Here is an 18,757-nt window from a genome sequence, read left to right as displayed (position 1 = left end):
ATCAGAAACTCAGGTAGCGGAGGTAATGGAAGAGCAGCGGCGCAGTGTAGGTCAGGGAATCGATGCGGTCGAGAATGCCGCCATGCCCCGGGATCAATGCGCCGCTGTCCTTGACACCGATGTCGCGTTTGACCGCCGAGATCACCACATCGCCGACGAAACCACCAATCCCGACCAGCACCCCCGCGACACTGGCCTGCAGCGGCTCCAGGGGCGTCAGATAGGGCGCCAGCATGACCGCCAGGACCGTGACTGTCACGACGCCGCCAAGGAAACCGGCCCAGGTCTTGTTCGGACTGACCTTCGGCAGGATCTTGCGCCGTCCCAGGCTCTTGCCCCACAGATACTGTGCGATATCGTTGGATTCCGTCAGCAGTACGAGGTATAGCACCAGACCGGCACCGCCAGCCACCGGGTTGCGCGCCTCGGGCAACACCAGCAGGAAGGCCACATGGCTGATGCTGAATACTGTGGTCATCAGGCCCCAGTGCAGCGTACCCGCCGCCCGCAGAAACTCAGTCGTCTCCCCGACCAGGACCATACGCAACGGAAGAAACAGAAAGACATAAACCGGCAGGAAGATGATGAACATGCCGTACCACTCCATGCCGACCCAGACATATTGCGCGGGGATCGTCAGATAGGCCCAGAACAACACGCGGCGGTCACTGCGACGGGTCGGAATCAGGCTGAGATATTCCTTCAGCGCAAGAAAGCTGACGAATGCAAAGAAGATAAGCGTCAGGTTGCGATGCAGTGTCAGCGCGGCAGCAAACACGGCCACCATGAGCCACCAGGAGCGAACGCGGAGCCGCAGTTCGCGATGGCCATCGCGGCCAGCGCTGCGAGCCAACAGCGCGGAAATCGCCGACGCACACAACAGGGCGGCACAGATCGCCGCAAACACCCACAGCACGTTCGGACTGACCGCCAGAGCGCCCATCACGCACCGCCGCCCTGCAGCGCACCCCGCCCGCGGTTGATGACCGTAAGGGACGACAGCACGGCCAGCAGGACGAAACCTACGCTCAGCCAGGTACCGGGCGAGACGCCCAACGCCATGAGCAAGGCCGCCAGACCTACCGCGAACGCTCGGTCGCTCTTGCCCATCGGGCCCTCGTAGCGACGGGCACTCCCGATCGCGAGCGCGAGCACGCCCGAAAATTCGGCAAGCAGCGCGAAGACGACGAACAGCACGACGGCCGCCCCATTGACTCCCGGCAGTGTCGCAAAGGGCAGATACAGCGCGACATCCGAAAGCACGTCCCCAAGCTCGTTCAGCAACGCACCGAGGCGGGATTGCTGACCGTGTTCCCGCGCCAGCATGCCGTCAATCGCATTCAAGGCCATCCGGACGAACAGGGCCAACGGCACGAGCAGCATGACCCACCTCACCGCCCCATGCCGGAGCACCAATCCTCCCATCAGGAACGAGAGTGCCATCGCGAGACTCGTGATCTGATTCGCGTTGCCGCCGCTGCGCGCCAGAAGAGCCACTGCGGGGCGCAACAAGGCCTGGAAGCGGGGTTTGAGTTCGTAGATCGATGGCATGAACATCCCCTTCGCCGGACGAGGTGCGAAGCTTAGCGTGCCGCCAAGGGACTGTCACCCGCACCGCGCGCCAGCGTCCATAATTGGCGCCGTGCTTCCCGCCGCAGCGTCCAGACAGTACCCTAGTATCCATTCTCAAGGACGTCGGTGCGCGCTGAGCACAGATGGCCCCGGATTTTGACGAGTGCGCCCCATGCCCGATATCGCCGCCTTGAACGCCCATTTCGGCATTCCCGATGCCATCCACTTCACCTCGGGACCGAATGAGACCGCTATCATCGAGATCCGGCACCCACACGCCACCGGGCGGGTGGCCTTGCGGGGTGCCCAGATCCTCGAATGGGTTCCGCAAGGCGAAGAACCGGTGTTGTGGTTGTCGCCGTCCGCTCAGTATGCGTCAGGAAAAGCCATTCGCGGCGGGATTCCTATCTGCTGGCCCTGGTTCGGGGCCCATCCCGAGGAGCCGACCTTTCCGGCTCACGGATTCGCCCGGACTCACCTCTGGATCGTGGAGCACACCGACGCGGATAACTGCGGTGTGTCGGTCCGACTGCGTCTGCTGCACGACGAAACCACCGAAGCACTCTGGCCCCACGCCTGCTCGCTGACACTCAGCCTCCGGATCGGCACCCGTCTTGAGCTCGCCCTGTCGACCCGCAATATGGGTGCCGAGGCCATCACCTTCAGTGAGGCGCTGCATGCCTATTTCCGGGTTTCGGACATTGCCACGGTGCGCGTGCAGGGACTTGAGGATGCCGTCTACGTGGACAAGACCGATCAGGAGCGCTCCAAGCGACAAGCCGGTGCGATCGTCTTCGAAGCTGAGACTGATCGCATCTACACCGGAGTGAACGGGGAATGCTGGATCGACGATCCTGGATACGGACGCCGGATCCGTATCGAGAAGAGCGGCAGCGCGTCGACGATCGTCTGGAACCCGGGCAAGGACAAGACGGCTTCACTGAGCGACATGCCCGCGGACGGCTATCGCCAGATGGTCTGCGTCGAGAGCGGCAACGCGGATCGCGATGCGGTGCGGCTCCTTCCCGGCGACACGCATACATTGAGCGTGGCATACACCGTTGAACGGATCGCGTAACGCGATGCGCAAGCCAATCATGCCAGGGTTTCGGCGCGCGCTGATGCTACTCCTGCTGCTGGGCATCGCCGGCTGCGCCTGGCAGAACCGGCTAGCGCTGGACCGCGCCTTCGGTGTCGAGCGCCCCCGTCTGCATCCGGTCGCCGCTGCTGGCAGCGCGATCGATTTCCGACGCGACGTCAAGCCCATCCTCGACAGCCGCTGCGCGGTCTGCCACGGCTGTTACGACGCGCCTTGCCAGCTCAATCTGACGGCCTACGAGGGCATCGATCGGGGTGCCAACAAGGCCAAGGTCTACGACGGCTCGCGGCTGATCGCTGCACGCTTGACGCGCTTGTTCGAGGATGCGCGAACCACGCCGGAATGGCGCGAGCGCTCGTTCTACCCGGTATTGAACGAGCGCGAGCAGACACCCCAGGCGAACCTTGCCGGCGGCGTGATGGCCCGGATGCTTCAGCTCAAGCACGACCGCCCCCTGCCACGAGTCGACCGACTGCCAGACAGCTTCGATTTCTCGCTCGACCGGAAGCAGCAGTGCCCCCGTATCGAAGAGTTCGATTCGTTTGCCGAGTCCTATCCCGATTGGGGCATGCCTTACGGCCTGCCTGGACTCAATGCGCGGGAACACCGAACAGTGCTACGCTGGCTGGAAGTCGGCGCACCGGATTCGGCGCCGGATGCGATCCCGACGGTGTATCGCGATGCCATCGCCGAATGGGAGCGGTTTCTGAACGGCTCTTCGCTGAAGGAACAGTTGATGAGCCGTTACGTCTACGAACACCTATTCCTCGGGCACTTGCACTTTTCCGAGCACCCGGGCGGACCCTTCTTCCGTATCGTTCGCTCGCGCACACCACCGGGACAGAAAGCGGATCCGATCTTCACGCGCCGCCCTTACGACGACCCGGGAGTCCCGCGCGTCTACTATCGCATCGAGCCTGCACCCGGCACGATGCTCGCCAAGACGCACATGCCCTATGCCCTGAACGCGGCCCGCATGGCGCTGTGGCGTGCGCTTTTCCTGGAGGCGCCCTACTCTGTCGTTGCGTTGCCGTCCTATCGTCCCGAGGTCGCATCGAACCCCTTCGTCGCATACCAGGCGATTCCGGTCCGCAGCCGTTACCGCTTCATGCTGGACGAAGCCCAGTTCATCGTCATGGGCTTCATCAAGGGGCCGGTGTGTCGCGGGCAGGTCGCACTGAACGTGATCGACGACCGTTTCTGGGCTGTGTTTCTTGATCCAGACTCCGAAGTGATGGCGCGTAGCGGCGACTTCCTCGCCCGGCAAAGCGGCAATCTCAGGCTGCCGGCCGAGGAGGAAAGCAACCCGTTGCTATTGACGACCTGGCTGCGGTATTCGGCAGCACAGAACCGTCAACTGCAGGCCAAGCAGCGCAAGCTGGAAGAATCCCTGCCCCGACGCGAGAGCATCACACTGAAGAAGATCTGGAACGGCGACGGCACCAACCCCAACGCCGCGCTGACGATCTTCCGGCACTTCGACAGCGCGTCGGTGGTGCAGGGTCTGGTCGGGGAGCCACCGAAGACCGCCTGGGTCGTGACCTACTCGCTGCTGGAGCGCATCCACTACCTGCTGGTTGCCGGCTTCGATGTTTACGGCAACGTCGGTCACCAGTTATTCTCGCGCCTCTACATGGACTTCCTGCGCATGGAGGGTGAGTTCAATTTCCTGATCCTGCTTCCGAAGGAGATCCGGACACAGGTTCGCGATTTCTGGTATCGGGATGCCAGCCAGGAGGTCAAGGACTACCTGTTGGGCCAGCGGATCGATTTTCGGCAACAGACCGGCATCCCCTACGCGACGCGGGATCCGAAGACCGAACTCTTCGGAATGCTGCGCGCACGACTGGCACCCGTGCTCGATCGCCGCCACGATCTGGATCGAGTCGAGGATGCGCGGGTCCGGGAACCGCTGCGGCGTCTGACCCAGGCACAGGGCCCCGCCCTGTCGCTGATGCCCGAGACCTCCTTCGTGGAGATCGTCGAACGCAGTTCCGGCGGCGCACGCACCGTCGGAGTCTACACGCTGCTTGAGGATGCGGCGCGGGCGAACATCTCGCATCTGTTCAAGGAACGGAGGCTTCCGGCGGAAGACCGGATGACAGTCGCGCCGGGCTTCATCGGCGCCTACCCGAATGCGTTTTTCAAGGTCGACATCGGCGATTTACACCGTTTCGTCGATGCGATTACAAGGCTCGGTAGTGAAGCCGATTTCGGGCGCCTGCTGACCGAGTTCGGCGTCAGGCGCACCCATCCCGACTTCTGGGAGCACAGCGACGCGCTGCACCGGATCTACCGCACGCAAACACCGATCGAAGCGGGTCTGTTCGACTACAACCGTTTCGAGAACCGCTGAGGAGGAAGACGGGCGCGCTCAGACCTCGGCCAGGTTACCCTTTTCCTCCAGCCAAACCCGCCGGTCGGCGGAGCGCTTCTTGGCCAACAGCAGATCCAGCCGTTGATCGGTAGCCTGGCGGTCCTCGAGCGTCATCTGCACCAGGCGCCGCGTATCGGGATTCAGCGTCGTCTCGCGCAGCTGGGAGGGATTCATCTCACCCAGCCCCTTGAACCGCTGCACGTTGACCTTCCCCTTGATCTTTTCGGCCTCGATGCGATCGAGCACACCCTGCTTCTCACCCTCGTCCAGCGCATAGTAGACCTGCTTGCCGATGTCGATGCGATACAAGGGGGGCATCGCGACGAAGACATGCCCCGCCTCGACGAGGGCGCGGAAATGCCGCACGAACAACGCGCAGAGCAAGGTGGCGATGTGGTTGCCGTCGGAATCCGCATCGGCCAGGATGCAGACCTTCCCGTAGCGCAGGCCGGCGAGTTCGCTGGAATTCGGGTCGACGCCCAGCGCGACGCTGATGTCATGCACCTCCTGCGAGGCCAGGATCTCTTCCGATCCCACTTCCCAAGTGTTCAGGATTTTTCCGCGCAGTGGCATGATCGCTTGGAAATCCTTGTCGCGCGCCTGCTTCGCGGAGCCGCCCGCGGAGTCGCCCTCCACCAGAAACAGCTCGGTGCGTGCGCCGTCCTGGGCCGCGCAATCGGCCAACTTGCCGGGCAGAGCCGGACCGCTGCTGATCTTCTTGCGCGTCACCTGCCGGCTCGCGCGCAGCCTCCGCTGCGCGCTTTCCACGGCCAGCGTGGCAATCTGCTCGCCGACCGCCGGATGTTCGTTCAGCCAGAGAGTGAAGGAATCCTTGACGACCCCGGATACGAAAGCCGCGCATTCGCGTGAACTGAGCCGTTCCTTCGTCTGTCCGGAGAACTGGGGTTCGTCAAGCTTGACCGACAGGACGTAGTGCACGCACTCCCAAACGTCCTCCGGCGCGAGCCGAAGCCCTCGCGGTAGCAGGTTGCGGTATTCGCAAAACTCCCGCAACGCTTCGGTGAGCCCCGTCCTGAGACCATTGACATGGGTCCCCCCCTGCGGCGTCGGCACCAGGTTCACGTAACTCTCGGCCACCTGCACGGCCGCATCACGCGACCACAGCAAGGCCCAGTCCGCCGCCTCCCGACGCCCTTCCATCGAGCCGCGAAACGCCTCCTCGGGTACGCACTCGGCCGCGCCGATCTGATCGTGCAGGTATTGCGTCAAGCCGTTCTCGTAACACCAGGTTTCATCGGTCGCCTTCTCGTCATCGATCAGTCGGATCGCCAGACCGGGACACAAGACCGCCTTGGCCCGCAGCAGATGGATGAGCCGCGCCCTGGACACCCGGGCGGAGTCGAAATAGCTGGGGTCCGGCCAGAAGCGGATGATCGTTCCACTTTCCCTTTTTCCCGCCGTGCCGATTTCCTGCAGTTCGCTGAGCTTGTCGCCACTCGCGTAGCGCATACCGTAAACCTTGCCGCCGCGGCGGATCTCCACGTCGAGTTGCCGCGATAGGGCGTTGACGACCGAAACGCCCACGCCGTGGAGTCCGCCGGAGAAGCGGTAGGTCTTGTGTGAGAATTTCCCCCCGGCATGCAATCGCGTCAGGATGACTTCAACCCCCGAGACACCCAGTTCCGGGTGCGTATCCACCGGCATGCCGCGGCCGTCATCGCGCACCTCGATGCCCCCGTCGTCGAACAGACGAACCTCGATACGCGTCGCGAACCCGGCCAGCGCCTCGTCGACGCTGTTGTCGACGACCTCCTGCACGAGATGGTTCGGGCGCGTCGTGTCGGTGTACATGCCCGGTCGTCGCCGCACCGGGTCGAGACCGCTAAGGACTTCTATCGCTGATGCATCGTAGGCCTGGCTCATCGCGGCTAAGGGGGCTCCGGGGCTATGGGCTCGGGGAAGGGACGAGGATTTCAATCCGTCATTTTAATCAAGTTGCAAACTCTGCGATAATCTGTTGAAAAAAAGACGAACCGAATGGCCACGAGCGTCATCGCGTCCCGGCCGGACGGCGCGCGCATTCCTTCGGCTTGCGCGACGACTGATGGCACCGGCACGCTGGTCAGCACCCGATCTCTTGTAACTCCCTCTTATCGCCCTACCCGATGACTGCCGAATCGAACCTCAAAGCGTTCATGCTCCTATGCCAGGAACGGGCGGAAGCCGCTCTGGACGCACGCCTGCCCCCGGTCTCGAAGCCCCCGGAGCGCCTGCACCAGGCCATCCGTTACTCCGTCCTCGGGGGCGGGAAGCGGCTACGACCCCTGCTGACCTATGCCACCGGTCGAGCCCTGGAACTTCCTTTCGAGGTGCTGGATGCGCCGGCATGCGCGGTCGAGCTCATTCATGTCTACTCGCTGATCCACGACGATCTGCCCGCGATGGACGATGACGATCTGCGGCGCGGGAAGCCCACTTGCCACAAGGCTTACGACGAGGCGACCGCGATCCTGGCCGGCGACGGGCTGCAGACGCTGGCGTTTCAGGTTCTCGCCGACGATCCAACACTGAAGGTTCCGGCAGCCGCGCGCCTGTCCATGATCGAGGCACTGGCACTGGCCAGCGGTTCGTTCGGCATGGTCGGGGGACAGGCCATCGATCTCGATGCCGTCGGCAAGGCGCTGGACATCGTTGAACTCGAGAACATGCACATCCGGAAAACCGGAGCGCTGATCCGGGTTAGCGTCAAACTGGCGTGCCTCGCTCACCCGGATCTGCCGGACGAAACCAGCGACCGGCTGGATCACTATGCCAAGTCGATCGGCCTCGCCTTTCAGATTCAGGACGATATTCTGGACGAGGAAAGCGACACCCAGACGCTGGGCAAAACGCAGGGCAAGGACCGCGACCACAACAAGCCGAACTATCCGGCGCTGCTGGGTCTTTCGGGCGCGCGGCAGAAGGCTCGCGAGCTCTACGAGGAAGCGGTGGACAGTCTGTCACCTCTGGGTGAGCGCGGAAGCGTGTTGCGAGCCCTGGCGCAGTTCGTTATCGAACGCCGAAACTGATGCCCATGCCTGCCGGTATCCCCCGGATAGGACGGGGCTCCGCGCCTTGAAAGGGACCATCCGTCGTAACATAATGCGGGCCAGAGACGCCCGCCCTGAGTGCCTGCCGGATCCATCCGACCGGCGCACCTCAGTCAACACTGGAACACAGCACCCATGACCGACTCTCACGCCTATCCACTGCTGCAGAGCATCGACAGCCCTCTGGATCTGCGCCGCTTGAGTGAAGATCAGCTTCCCCAACTGACCGAGGAGTTGCGCGCGTTTCTGCTCGAGACGGTGAGTCAGTCCGGCGGACATTTCGCGGCGGGACTGGGCACGATCGAACTGACCGTCGCCTTGCATTACGTCTTCGACACCCCGCATGACAAGGTGGTCTGGGATGTCGGACATCAGGCCTACCCTCACAAGATTCTGACCGGTCGTCGTGACCGCATTTCGACGATCCGCCGCAAGGATGGGTTGTCTGCCTTCCCGAACCGGGATGAATGCGAGTTCGACTGCTTCGGGGTCGGTCACTCCAGCACCTCGATCAGCGCTGCGCTCGGTATGGCGATTGCCGCCGGTCTGGACCACCGCAACAACCATGCGGTCGCGATCATCGGCGATGGGGGTCTGACCGGAGGCATGGCATTCGAGGCCCTGAACCATGCGGGTGTGCTGGACGCGAACCTGTTGGTGATACTCAACGACAACGAGATGTCGATCTCACCGAATGTCGGCGCGCTGAACAACTATCTCGCGAAACTGCTGTCGGGCAAGTTATACACGACGGTCCGCGAAGGCAGCCGCCAGTTGCTGCGACGGCACATGCCGAGTGTGTGGGAGCTGGCCCGGCGGGCCGAGGAGCACATGAAGGGCATGGTAATTCCCGGGACGCTGTTCGAGGAACTCGGGTTCAACTACATCGGCCCTATCGATGGCCACGATATCGACACGCTCGTCACGACCCTGCGCAATCTTCGTGAACTGCCGGGGCCCCGTTTCCTGCACGTCGTGACGCAAAAAGGCAAGGGCTATGCGCCCGCCGAAGCGGACCCCGTGGCTTATCACGCCGTCGGAAAATTCGATCCGACGCAGGACCATCTGCCCAAGTCCAAACCCGGATCGCCCACTTACACCGAGATCTTCGGACAATGGCTTTGCGACATGGCCGAACAGGATCCGCGACTGCTCGGCATCACGCCCGCCATGCGCGAGGGTTCCGGGCTCGTGGAATTCTCCAAGCGCTTCCCTGACCGGTATTTCGATGTCGGAATCGCCGAGCAGCACGCCGTCACACTCGCTGGAGGACAGGCCTGTGAGGGTTACAAGCCCGTTGTGGCAATCTACTCGACGTTCCTGCAACGCGCCTACGACCAGCTGATTCACGACGTCGCGCTACAGAATCTGCCGGTGTTGTTCGCCATCGACCGCGCCGGTCTGGTCGGACCGGACGGCCCGACGCACGCTGGCAGCTTCGACCTGAGCTATCTGCGCTGCATTCCGAACATGCTGATCATGGCGCCTGCCGACGAGAATGAGTGTCGGCAGATGCTCTACACGGGATTCCGGCATGATGGCCCCGCCGCCGTACGGTATCCGCGCGGTAAAGGACCGGGCATCGCGCCTGTCGCTGAAATGGCAGCTTTGCCAATCGGCAAGGCCGAAATCAAGCGCCACGGATCGACTCTGGCGCTGTTGGCCTTCGGAACGATGGTCGAGCCGGCTTTGCAAGCCGGCGAGGCCCTGAATGCGACGGTCGTGAATATGCGCTTCGTGAAGCCGCTCGACGAGGCGCTGATCCTCGAGATGGCCCGCACCCATGATGTACTGGTTACGATCGAAGAAAACGCAATCGCCGGCGGTGCGGGTGCTGCTGTCAGCGAAGCCCTGAGTCGACATCACTGTCTGATTCCGGTGGTCCACCTCGGCCTCAGCGATGTCTTCCTTGAACACGCGAGCCGCGAGGAATTGCTGTCCGAAAGCGGCCTCGATGCGGCCGGCATCGAACAATCGGTCCGCCGCTATCTCGAGGCGACGGCCAAACTCAAGCCGCCCGTCTTGGCCCGATCGAAGAGTAAGTAGGAGTGCACCGCCTGCGCGAACGAGTTCGCGCGATTCCCGACTTCCCGAAGCCGGGCATCGTTTTCCGCGACATCACGCCGCTCGTACGGGATCCGGCCGCGTTACGGCTAGCGGTTCATCATTTGGTTCAGCCGTTTCGCGATCAGGGCATCACTGCCGTCGGTGGCATGGAAGCGCGGGGATTTATCTTCGGATCCCTGGCGGCGTGGGAACTGGGTGTCGGCTTCGTGCCGCTGCGCAAACCCGGCAAACTGCCCTATGACGTCGAGTCAGTCTCTTATGATCTGGAATATGGGTCGGCATCGCTGGAAGTGCATACCGACGCCGTGGGGGATCGTGACCGCGTGTTGCTCGTGGATGACCTGCTCGCAACAGGCGGGACCGCCAGAGCGAGCTGCAACCTGATCCGGCAACTCAATGCCGAGGTGGTCGGCTGCGCGTTCGTGATCGAACTCGAAGACTTGGGCGGCCGGCAAGTGCTCGACGACTACCCGGTTCACTCACTGCTGGCTTTCTGACGCCTGCCGTTTTTCCTGGATCCGGAATCTCGGCCATAACCGCGCGGCCGCAGCATCCGAGTGTCCGCGCTTTGGAACATTAGCGTCGGAACAACAAAAGGCGGGGCAGACCGGTGGTAATGGTCTGCCCCGCCCTTGATCCCGGTCAGAAGCCCCTGAAGGGTTTTTTCTTCGGGCCTCAGTCGACCGCTTGAATGCGGATTGACGGCCTTGCTGAAGCCGTCACGGGCTGGACATCGGACTCATATTCCGGAACCGCCTCAGGCGCCAGAGGTCCGGATGTCCGCGGCCCCATCAAGGACACCCAGGCTGCCTTCCAGGGCTTGCGCATCGCATCCTCTACGGCTGTGGCCTCATAGCCACAGTGCGCCATGCAGTTCGCGCATTTCGGGTTCTTAGAGTTCCCGTACTTGTGCCACGGCGTGTCTTCGATCAACGCCTTGTAGCTCGGTGCGTAGCCCTCGTCGACCAACAGGTAACAGGGCTTCTGCCAGCCGAACACATTTCGCGTCGGGTTACCCCAGGGCGTGCAGTTGTACGACTGGTTGCCGGCGAGGAAATCGAGATAAAGGCTGGAGTGATTCAGCTTCCATTTGCGTCCGCGCCCGATCCTGAAAAGGTTGCGGAACAGATTCTTGCTCTCCTGCATCTTGATGAAGATGTCCTGCTGCGGCGCGTGCTCGTAGCTGAATCCCGGAGCAATCGTGACGCCCTCGACACCCAGGCGTTTCGTGTGATCCAGAAACTCGGCGACCTCTTCGGCGCCTTCACCCTGGAACAGCGTGCAATTCACGGTCACACGAAAGCCTTTCGCCATTGCCATTTCGATCGCCTCGACCGCACGGTCGAACACGCCTTGCTGGCACACGGATGCATCATGCCGCTCCTTGTTTCCGTCGAGATGGATGGAGAACGTGAGGAACGGAGATGGTTTATAATCGGTGATCCGCTTCTTGAGCAGCAGCGCGTTGGTGCACAGATAAACATACTTCCCGCGCGCGATGATGCCCTCTACGATCTCGGGCAACTCCTTGTGCAGCAATGGTTCTCCGCCGGCGATGGACACGATTGGCGCCCCGCATTCGTCCACTGCCTGCAAACATTCATCGATGCTGAGCCGGCGATTCAGGATCTCGTCCGGATAATCGATCTTCCCGCAACCGGCGCAGGCCAGGTTGCAGCGAAACAGAGGCTCAAGCATCAGGACCAACGGATAGCGTTTCACGCCCTGCAGTTTCTGCTTCAGCAGATATTTCGCTACCGTAAACTGTTGCCGCAAAGGTACGCTCATGGTCGCCTCTCCTGTGGTTTTCTTACGACATCCAAGCTCATCAAGGACTGTCCGGATTTGACTGCGCACTATACCTGATCCGTCAATTCCTGACGAGTGCGCTCCGGATTAGCTCCGCGTCCGATATTTACTTGATTACACTCTAACTCTAGGCCATCATAGTCGACAGTTGCGTTTTAGGCAAATATTTTGTCATTATGCAACAGCGTTGACGCGCTGTAGCAATTTGGTAAAAATATCACAATTTTCCGGAGTTTATGACCCTGAAGGCCCACGGCACCGCAGTCCAGTCTAACGGCGGATCTGTTGCAAAGACGTGCGCAAGCTGGACCGGCGATGCTCACTTGGCTCTCGCCACGCTCGATGACGATGCATTGCAAGCCCGATTGCTCGAGGGCGTTTCCCGCACCTTCGCTCTCACGATCCCGCAACTCCCGCCCGCACTCGCACGTCCGGTTTCCAACGCGTACCTTCTCTGCCGGATCGTCGACACGATTGAAGACGAGGTCGCGCTCGATGGCGCCGAAAAGCGGGTTCTCTGTGAGCGGTTCGCCCGCGTTGTCGATGGGTCCGAGGATGCGCAAGGTCTTACAACCGCACTGTCACCCCGTCTGTCAGAGAACACCCTGCCCGCCGAGCATGCGCTGATTGCCGTCATGCCCCGCGTCATTGCCATCACGCATTCCTTCGAGCCGGAGCAGCGGGCCGCCTTGGCCACCTGCGTGGCCACCATGGCGGGCGGGATGGCTGCCTTCCAGGATCGCGACCTCAGCTGCGGCCTGGCGACGCTCGAAGAGATGGGCCTTTATTGCTACTACGTGGCGGGCGTAGTTGGCGAAATGCTGACGAAACTGTTCTGCCTGTATTCGCCCGAAATCGCGCGCCACCGGGATGACATGCTAGGGCTCGCGGTGTCCTTCGGCCAGGGTCTGCAAATGACGAACATTCTGAAGGACCTGTGGGATGATCAGTCGCGTGGTGTCTGCTGGCTGCCGCGAGACGTGTTCGAACAAAGCGGCTTCGACTTGTGCGAACTGGCTTCATCCCACGATAGCGATGCGTTCCGCGCGGGATTCAGCCAATTGATTGGGGTCGCGCACGGACACCTCAAGAATGCGCTGCAGTACACCCTGCTAATCCCGGCCCACGAAACCGGAATACGCGAATTCTGCCTATGGGCCCTTGGCATGGCCGTGTTGACCCTGCGCAAGATCCACCGGAACCTTCGTTTTTCCCGCTCTTCCGAGGTCAAGATTACCCGACGCGCGGTGAAGACCACGATTGCGACTTCCCGCCTGACTCGCAGCCACAACAGCCTGTTGCTGGGCGTTTTCTATTTAGCCGGATTGGGTTTGCCGCGCGCCGGCAAGGTGCACGCACCCACCCCGGACACCACCGATACTTCACGCATTTAACCCGTCACGGGGGCAGGACGACCTATGTTCAAAGACGCCATAGACACCTTCGACAGCGACTTCGCCGCAACGGCTGCATCCTCGGAATCGCCTCTCGACCGTTCGATCCGCGAGGCCCGCGATGCGCTGTTACAGATGCAGCACAAAGACGGTTTCTGGGTCTTCGAACTTGAAGCGGATTGCACGATCCCGTCCGAATACATCCTGATGATGCATTACATGGATGAGATCGATGTCGGGTTGCAGGCAAAGATCGCCAATTTCCTGCGCGGCCGGCAACAGCAGGACGGGAGTTACCCGCTGTTCACCGGCGGGCCCGGCGACATCAGTTGCACCGTAAAGGTCTACTACGCGCTGAAATGCGCCGGGGACTCGATCGATGCGCCGCACATGGTCAAGGCCCGGGGCTGGATTCTGGAACAGGGCGGCGCGGCCCGGGCGAACGTGTTCACTCGCATCATGCTCGCCATGTTCGAGCAGATTCCCTGGCGCGGCGTCCCGTTCATCCCGGTCGAAATCATGTTGCTGCCGAAATGGTTTCCCTTCCATCTGGACAAAGTGTCCTACTGGTCGCGAACCGTCATGGTGCCGCTGTTCATTCTCTGTAGCTACAAGGTCAAGGCGCGCAATCCTAATGGGGTCCATGTGCGTGAACTCTTCACCGTCGATCCCAACGAGGAGCGCAACTATTTTTCCCATGTGAAAACGCCGCTGGGGAAAGCCATCCTCGGACTGGAACGTTTCGGACGAAGCCTGGAACCGCTCATTCCCCGCTCCATGCGTCAGCGCGCAACGCAGAGGGCGCTGGACTGGTTTTCGGAACGCCTGAACGGTGTCGATGGCCTCGGTGCGATTTTCCCGGCGATGGTTAACGCCTACGAGGCACTGGACTACCTCGGCGTCCCACCGGAGGACGAGCGTCGCCGTCTCGCGAAGGAAGCCTTGGAGCGCCTGTTGGTCATCGACGGGGACACGGCCTATTGTCAGCCCTGCGTATCGCCGGTCTGGGATACCGCCCTGACCTCGCTGGCCCTGCAGGAAGCCAATCGGCTGGATCCCGACGCCGAAACGTCGGCGGCATTGACCCGCGGCCTGCAATGGCTGGCCAGCAAGCAGGTCACGGACGCACCGGGTGACTGGCGCGTGAACCGGCCGGGACTTGAGGGCGGCGGCTGGGCCTTTCAGTACGAAAACCCGTATTATCCGGACGTCGATGACAGCGCCGTGGTCGCTCAGGCCATGTTGCAGGCCGAGGATCCGCAGTTCGACCGCACGCTCGAACTGGCCACGACCTGGATCGCCGGCATGCAATCGAAGAACGGCGGATTCGGCGCCTTCGACGCCGACAATACCCACTATTACCTGAACCACATACCCTTCGCCGATCACGGGGCCCTGCTCGATCCGCCGACCGCGGATGTCAGCGGCCGGTGTGCGATGTTTCTGGCGAATACACTCGAACAGCGGCCGGAAGTCCGCCCTGTCGTCGACGCCTGTATCGAATACCTGCGCCGGGAGCAGGAACCCGATGGCTCCTGGTTCGGGCGTTGGGGTACGAACTACATTTACGGCACCTGGTCGGTCCTGCTCGGCTACGAAAAGGCCGGTATTCCGAAGGACGACCCCAGCGTCCGTAAGGCCGTCGCCTGGCTAAAGAGCGTGCAGCGGGAAGATGGCGGCTGGGGCGAAGACAACTACAGCTACCACGACACCCGCCTCAGTGGGCGCTTCCATACCAGCACGGCGTTCCAGACCGGTCTCGCGCTGATCGCCCTGATGGCGGCCGGCGAGGCAGATTCGGACGAAGTTCGCGCCGGCGTGGATTTCCTGCTGCGCCAGCAGCAAGCGGACGGATTCTGGGCCGATGGCTGCTTCACGGCGCCGGGATTCCCGAAAGTCTTCTATCTGAAGTATCACGGATACGACAAGTTCTTCCCGCTTTGGGCCCTGGCCCGGTATCGGAACGAGACTCGTGGATGATGCGGAGGCCATAGGCTACGTCGTCGCGCTGCCGCCGGAGTGTCGCACGCTGACGTCCGAGCCTGCCCGTCGCGGTGACATTCTGTCACTGAACAGTGGGCATCGCGTTGCGGTGGCAGGCGCCGGCGCAGCCAATGCCGCCGCCGCCGCTGAAACGCTGGTCGCTCAGGGCGTCCGCCGCCTCGTCTCCTGGGGCTGCGCAGGGGCCCTGAGCGATGAGCTGCTACCCGGAGACCTTGTCATCCCGCGCGAGCTGGTTTTTGCCGACGGCACTACAGCTCGTCTGGCAGGTCCGTGGCATGAGCAGCTGTTGACACGACTGCAGCCGACGACCCCGATCCGCACGGAGTCGATTACGGAGAGCGTCGGTATCGTGGCTTCTTCCGCAGCCAAACGCAGTCTGCACGCCGCATCCGGTGCCATCGCGACGGACATGGAGTCGGGTGCCGTGGCGCGGACAGCCCAAAAACATGGCGTGCCCTGGCTAGCCATACGGTCGATCGTCGACGCGGCAGCGGTGACCCTTCCCCGCGCCGCACAGGCGGCTCTCGATCGCGACGGGGAAATGATCGTCAGCCGCCTGTTGCTGCAACTGCTCCGGACCCCCACTGAGATCGCCCCGCTGCTGAGACTGGGACGCGCCTTTCGCCTGGCGATGCAGACGCTCTCTGCAGTCAAGACGCAGGCGGGCCTGGGACTCGGCCAGCACTGAATTCGCGCGGGCCGCATTATCTTTTTTTATTTCCTGCGATGAGTACCAACGCCCACCGTCCAGCCGTACGCCTGATCAACTGGTGGGAAGGTCATGTTCTCCGCTATCCGCTGCTGGTCGTGCTCGCGTTTGTCGTCGGCACTGCGTGGACGCTCCGCTACGCAATGGAGAACCTGAGCGTCAATGCGAACACGGCGGAAATGCTTTCTGCCGACCTTCCTTTTCAGAAGAATCGCTTGCGCCTGGAGCGGGAATTCCCACAAGACATCAGTACCTTTCTGATGGTCGTGGAAGCGGCCACACCAGAGCAGACCGCGTCGGCCGTGAAAGAACTCGCGACCGCATTGCGCAGCCGGCGCGACTTCATCAAGTCCGTCTACATCCCCGACGAAGGCGAGTTCTTCGCTCGTAACGGGTTGCTTTATCTGGATCTGCCCAAACTCGAGGCGCTTTCCAATGAACTGGCGACCGCGCAACCCTTCATCGGGCGACTGTCCGAGGACTTCAGTCTGAATGGTTTGTTCTCGATCATCGGCGATGCCCTGACGCATAAGGACCAGGACCTCGACCTCGATCTGGATCCCATCGTCGGCCGCCTCACCGACGCCTTGCGGGCCACTGAACAGAACCGCCCCTACCGGTTGTCCTGGCAGCAACTGATGATGAAGGAGCAGGAAGGCCTGGGTTTGACGAAGCGACTCGTCTTCGTCACGCCGGTACTGGACTACAATCGCATGATGCCGGCCGAGCAGTCGTATCAGGCGATCACAGCGGCAATCGGCGAGGCTAAACAGACCCTTGCGACTGACTTCCGGGTGCGTCTGACCGGTGAGGTGATGCTCGAATACGAGGAAATGGCGACCATCGGCATGGACATGATCGCTGCCGGCGCCGGGTCGCTGCTGCTGGTCTGTCTGACGCTTTGGATTGCCTTTCGCTCCTTCAAGCTAATGCTGGCGACGATGATTTCGCTGACCATGGGCCTCATCCTGTCCCTGGGTTTCGCGGCCGCCGCCATCGGTCAGCTGAACATGATCTCCATTGCTTTCGCCGTCCTGTTCATCGGTATGGGCGATGCCTATTCCTCTCACTTCTGCCTGCGCTACCGCGAGCTGATGTTGCGTGGCCTGCCGGTCTCGGCAGCCCTGCGGAACACTTTTCTGTCGACCGGAGGCTCCCTGGTGCTCTGCACGATGACGGCCGCAATCGGTCTCTACGCGTTCATACCAACCAGCTACGTGGGCGTTGCGGAACTCGGCATGATCTCGGGCACCAGCATGTTCATCGCGCTCGGGACAACGTTCACTGTGCTACCGGCACTGATCAAGCTGATGCCGCCAAAAGCCGGTATCCGCGCTGCAGGGCACCCGGAACGTGCGGGTTTCATGCTGGCCGACTGGCCGATCCAGAACGCGGGGTCGATACGCTGGATCACGATCGTCCTGATCGTGATCGCGCTCGTGTTGCTGACGCGGGTCCGGGTCGACTTCAACCCCATCAACCTCAGGGATCCGAACTCGGAATCGGTCCAGACTTTCCAGTACCTATTGAAGTCAAAGGACACCTCGCCGATGACCCTGGCAGCCTTCGCCACCAGCGAAGCCGAGGTCCGCGACAAGACCGCGCGTTTCGAGGCGCTTCCGAGCGTCGACCACGTGTTTTCAGTCCTCAGCCTGATACCCGACTCACAGGACGAGAAGCTTGCCATCATCGAGGAATTGTCGCTGCTGCTCGGTCCACAGTTACAGCACTTCCCCGACATGCCACGCAGCGCGCCTGCCCGACTTGACTCGCTGGAAGCCTTTCGCGCCTTGATCCAACGTCAGCACGCTGCGCTCGGGACGCCATCACTCGGCGCCCTGGATACTGCGTTGGCCGCTTTCCTGACGGCACTGCAGCCACTCGACGCATCGGCGCGCGAGGCCTTGCTCCAGCGGCTGCAGACGGCCGTTCTCGGCGACCTCCCTTTGACCCTCCACAATCTGCAAACCAGCCTGCTCGCGGAGCCCATCGCGCAGGCGACACTACCCGCCGACCTGCGGGAGCGCTGGGTCAGCAAGGATGGACTTTATCGGTTGCAGATCTATCCGCGGCAGGACCTGTCCGATCTGGAAAATCTGCGCACGTTCATCCGTGAGGCGCAGGCCCTGGATCCGGACGTCACCGACCTGCCGGTAACCTACCTGGAGTCCATGGAGGCCGTGCTGCAGGCATTCACTGAGGCCTTCACGGCCGCCTTCGGTGCGATCACCCTGTTGCTCCTGATCATGTTGCGCAGCCTGCGCGATACGGTGCTGGTCCTGCTCCCGCTGCTGCTCGCATCGCTGTTCACGGCGGCCATGACCGTGGTCCTTGGCATCCCGTTCAATTTCGCGAACATCATCGTGCTGCCCCTGCTCTTCGGTCTGGGCGTCGACAACGGCATTCACATGGCGCATCGGCTGCACTATTTGCGCCAGGGCGAACGGAACCTATTGAGTACCAGTGAAGCCAAAGGGGTGTTCTTCGGCGCACTGACCACCGTATTCAGTTTTGTGAGTCTGGCTTTCACCCATCACCGGGGCACTGCCAGCATCGGCATGTTACTGGCGATCGGCTTGTTGCTGTCGCTGGTCTGCTCCCTGATCGTACTCCCGGCCTTCAGCACTTGGACGCTCAAACCGGCGCGGCGAAGAGCCTGAACCCGCCCATCAACCC

Annotated in this window: 13 protein-coding genes; 9 read left to right on the top strand and 4 right to left on the bottom strand. The window is 62.1% G+C overall.

Annotated elements, in window-relative coordinates; translation table 11 throughout:
• Position 1 precedes the first annotated feature (1 nt).
• Positions 2 to 943 (bottom strand): phosphatidate cytidylyltransferase, encoded by a 942-nt coding sequence (locus ACW73L_RS14170; RefSeq protein ID WP_498922910.1) that lies wholly within the window; start codon positions 941 to 943, stop codon positions 2 to 4.
• A complete protein-coding gene (locus tag ACW73L_RS14165; protein ID WP_498922909.1) occupies positions 943 to 1,551 on the bottom strand; it encodes a CDP-alcohol phosphatidyltransferase family protein in 609 nt (202 codons plus the stop codon). The genes ACW73L_RS14170 and ACW73L_RS14165 overlap by 1 nt, the downstream gene beginning before the upstream one ends.
• 193 nt (positions 1,552 to 1,744) lie before the next feature.
• Here ACW73L_RS14165 and ACW73L_RS14160 point away from each other — a divergent pair, with 193 nt between their 5' ends.
• Both ACW73L_RS14160 and ACW73L_RS14155 read left to right on the top strand, forming a co-directional pair.
• Positions 1,745 to 2,650, top strand: a complete 906-nt coding sequence (locus tag ACW73L_RS14160) for a D-hexose-6-phosphate mutarotase (protein WP_498922908.1) — start codon at positions 1,745 to 1,747, stop codon at positions 2,648 to 2,650.
• Between the two features lie 4 nt (positions 2,651 to 2,654).
• A complete protein-coding gene (locus ACW73L_RS14155; protein ID WP_498922907.1) occupies positions 2,655 to 5,027 on the top strand; it encodes a fatty acid cis/trans isomerase in 2,373 nt (790 codons plus the stop codon).
• 18 nt (positions 5,028 to 5,045) lie between these two features.
• Here ACW73L_RS14155 and parE read toward each other — a convergent pair whose 3' ends face one another.
• A complete protein-coding gene (parE, locus tag ACW73L_RS14150) occupies positions 5,046 to 6,932 on the bottom strand; it encodes a DNA topoisomerase IV subunit B (RefSeq protein WP_498922906.1) in 1,887 nt (628 codons plus the stop codon).
• A gap of 242 nt (positions 6,933 to 7,174) precedes the next feature.
• On the opposite strand from parE, the gene ispA reads away from it, so the two are divergent.
• The 3 genes from ispA to ACW73L_RS14135 all read left to right on the top strand — a co-directional run bounded on the left by ispA (position 7,175) and on the right by ACW73L_RS14135 (position 10,662).
• A complete protein-coding gene (ispA, locus tag ACW73L_RS14145; protein ID WP_498922905.1) occupies positions 7,175 to 8,077 on the top strand; it encodes a (2E,6E)-farnesyl diphosphate synthase in 903 nt (300 codons plus the stop codon).
• 156 nt (positions 8,078 to 8,233) lie between these two features.
• Positions 8,234 to 10,144, top strand: coding sequence for a 1-deoxy-D-xylulose-5-phosphate synthase (dxs, locus tag ACW73L_RS14140; protein ID WP_498922903.1), 1,911 nt, complete (start codon positions 8,234 to 8,236; stop codon positions 10,142 to 10,144).
• 2 nt (positions 10,145 to 10,146) lie between these two features.
• Positions 10,147 to 10,662: an adenine phosphoribosyltransferase gene (locus ACW73L_RS14135; RefSeq protein ID WP_498922901.1), complete on the top strand. Its 516-nt coding sequence runs from the start codon at positions 10,147 to 10,149 to the stop codon at positions 10,660 to 10,662.
• 178 nt (positions 10,663 to 10,840) lie between these two features.
• Here ACW73L_RS14135 and hpnH read toward each other — a convergent pair whose 3' ends face one another.
• On the bottom strand, positions 10,841 to 11,953 hold the full coding sequence (hpnH, locus tag ACW73L_RS14130; protein WP_498922899.1) for an adenosyl-hopene transferase HpnH: 1,113 nt from the start codon (positions 11,951 to 11,953) through the stop codon (positions 10,841 to 10,843).
• Between the two features lie 344 nt (positions 11,954 to 12,297).
• Here hpnH and ACW73L_RS14125 point away from each other — a divergent pair, with 344 nt between their 5' ends.
• Genes ACW73L_RS14125 through ACW73L_RS14110 form a run of 4 tightly spaced genes read left to right on the top strand, consistent with a single transcriptional unit; the run spans position 12,298 to position 18,741 of the window.
• Entirely contained in the window at positions 12,298 to 13,368 is a 1,071-nt protein-coding gene (locus ACW73L_RS14125; protein ID WP_498922897.1) for a phytoene/squalene synthase family protein, read from the top strand.
• A 24-nt stretch (positions 13,369 to 13,392) separates the two neighbouring features.
• A complete protein-coding gene (gene shc, locus ACW73L_RS14120) occupies positions 13,393 to 15,348 on the top strand; it encodes a squalene--hopene cyclase (RefSeq protein ID WP_498922895.1) in 1,956 nt (651 codons plus the stop codon).
• Positions 15,341 to 16,060, top strand: a complete 720-nt coding sequence (locus ACW73L_RS14115) for a phosphorylase family protein (RefSeq protein WP_498922893.1) — start codon at positions 15,341 to 15,343, stop codon at positions 16,058 to 16,060. Before shc ends, ACW73L_RS14115 begins: the two co-directional genes overlap by 8 nt.
• 38 nt (positions 16,061 to 16,098) lie before the next feature.
• Positions 16,099 to 18,741: an MMPL family transporter gene (locus ACW73L_RS14110; protein ID WP_498922891.1), complete on the top strand. Its 2,643-nt coding sequence runs from the start codon at positions 16,099 to 16,101 to the stop codon at positions 18,739 to 18,741.
• Positions 18,742 to 18,757 lie beyond the last annotated feature (16 nt).

This window comes from Methylolobus aquaticus, assembly GCF_054172105.1.
The sequence above is the reverse complement of the archived record's forward strand: the minus strand, read 5'-3'. Positions and strand labels throughout refer to the sequence as shown.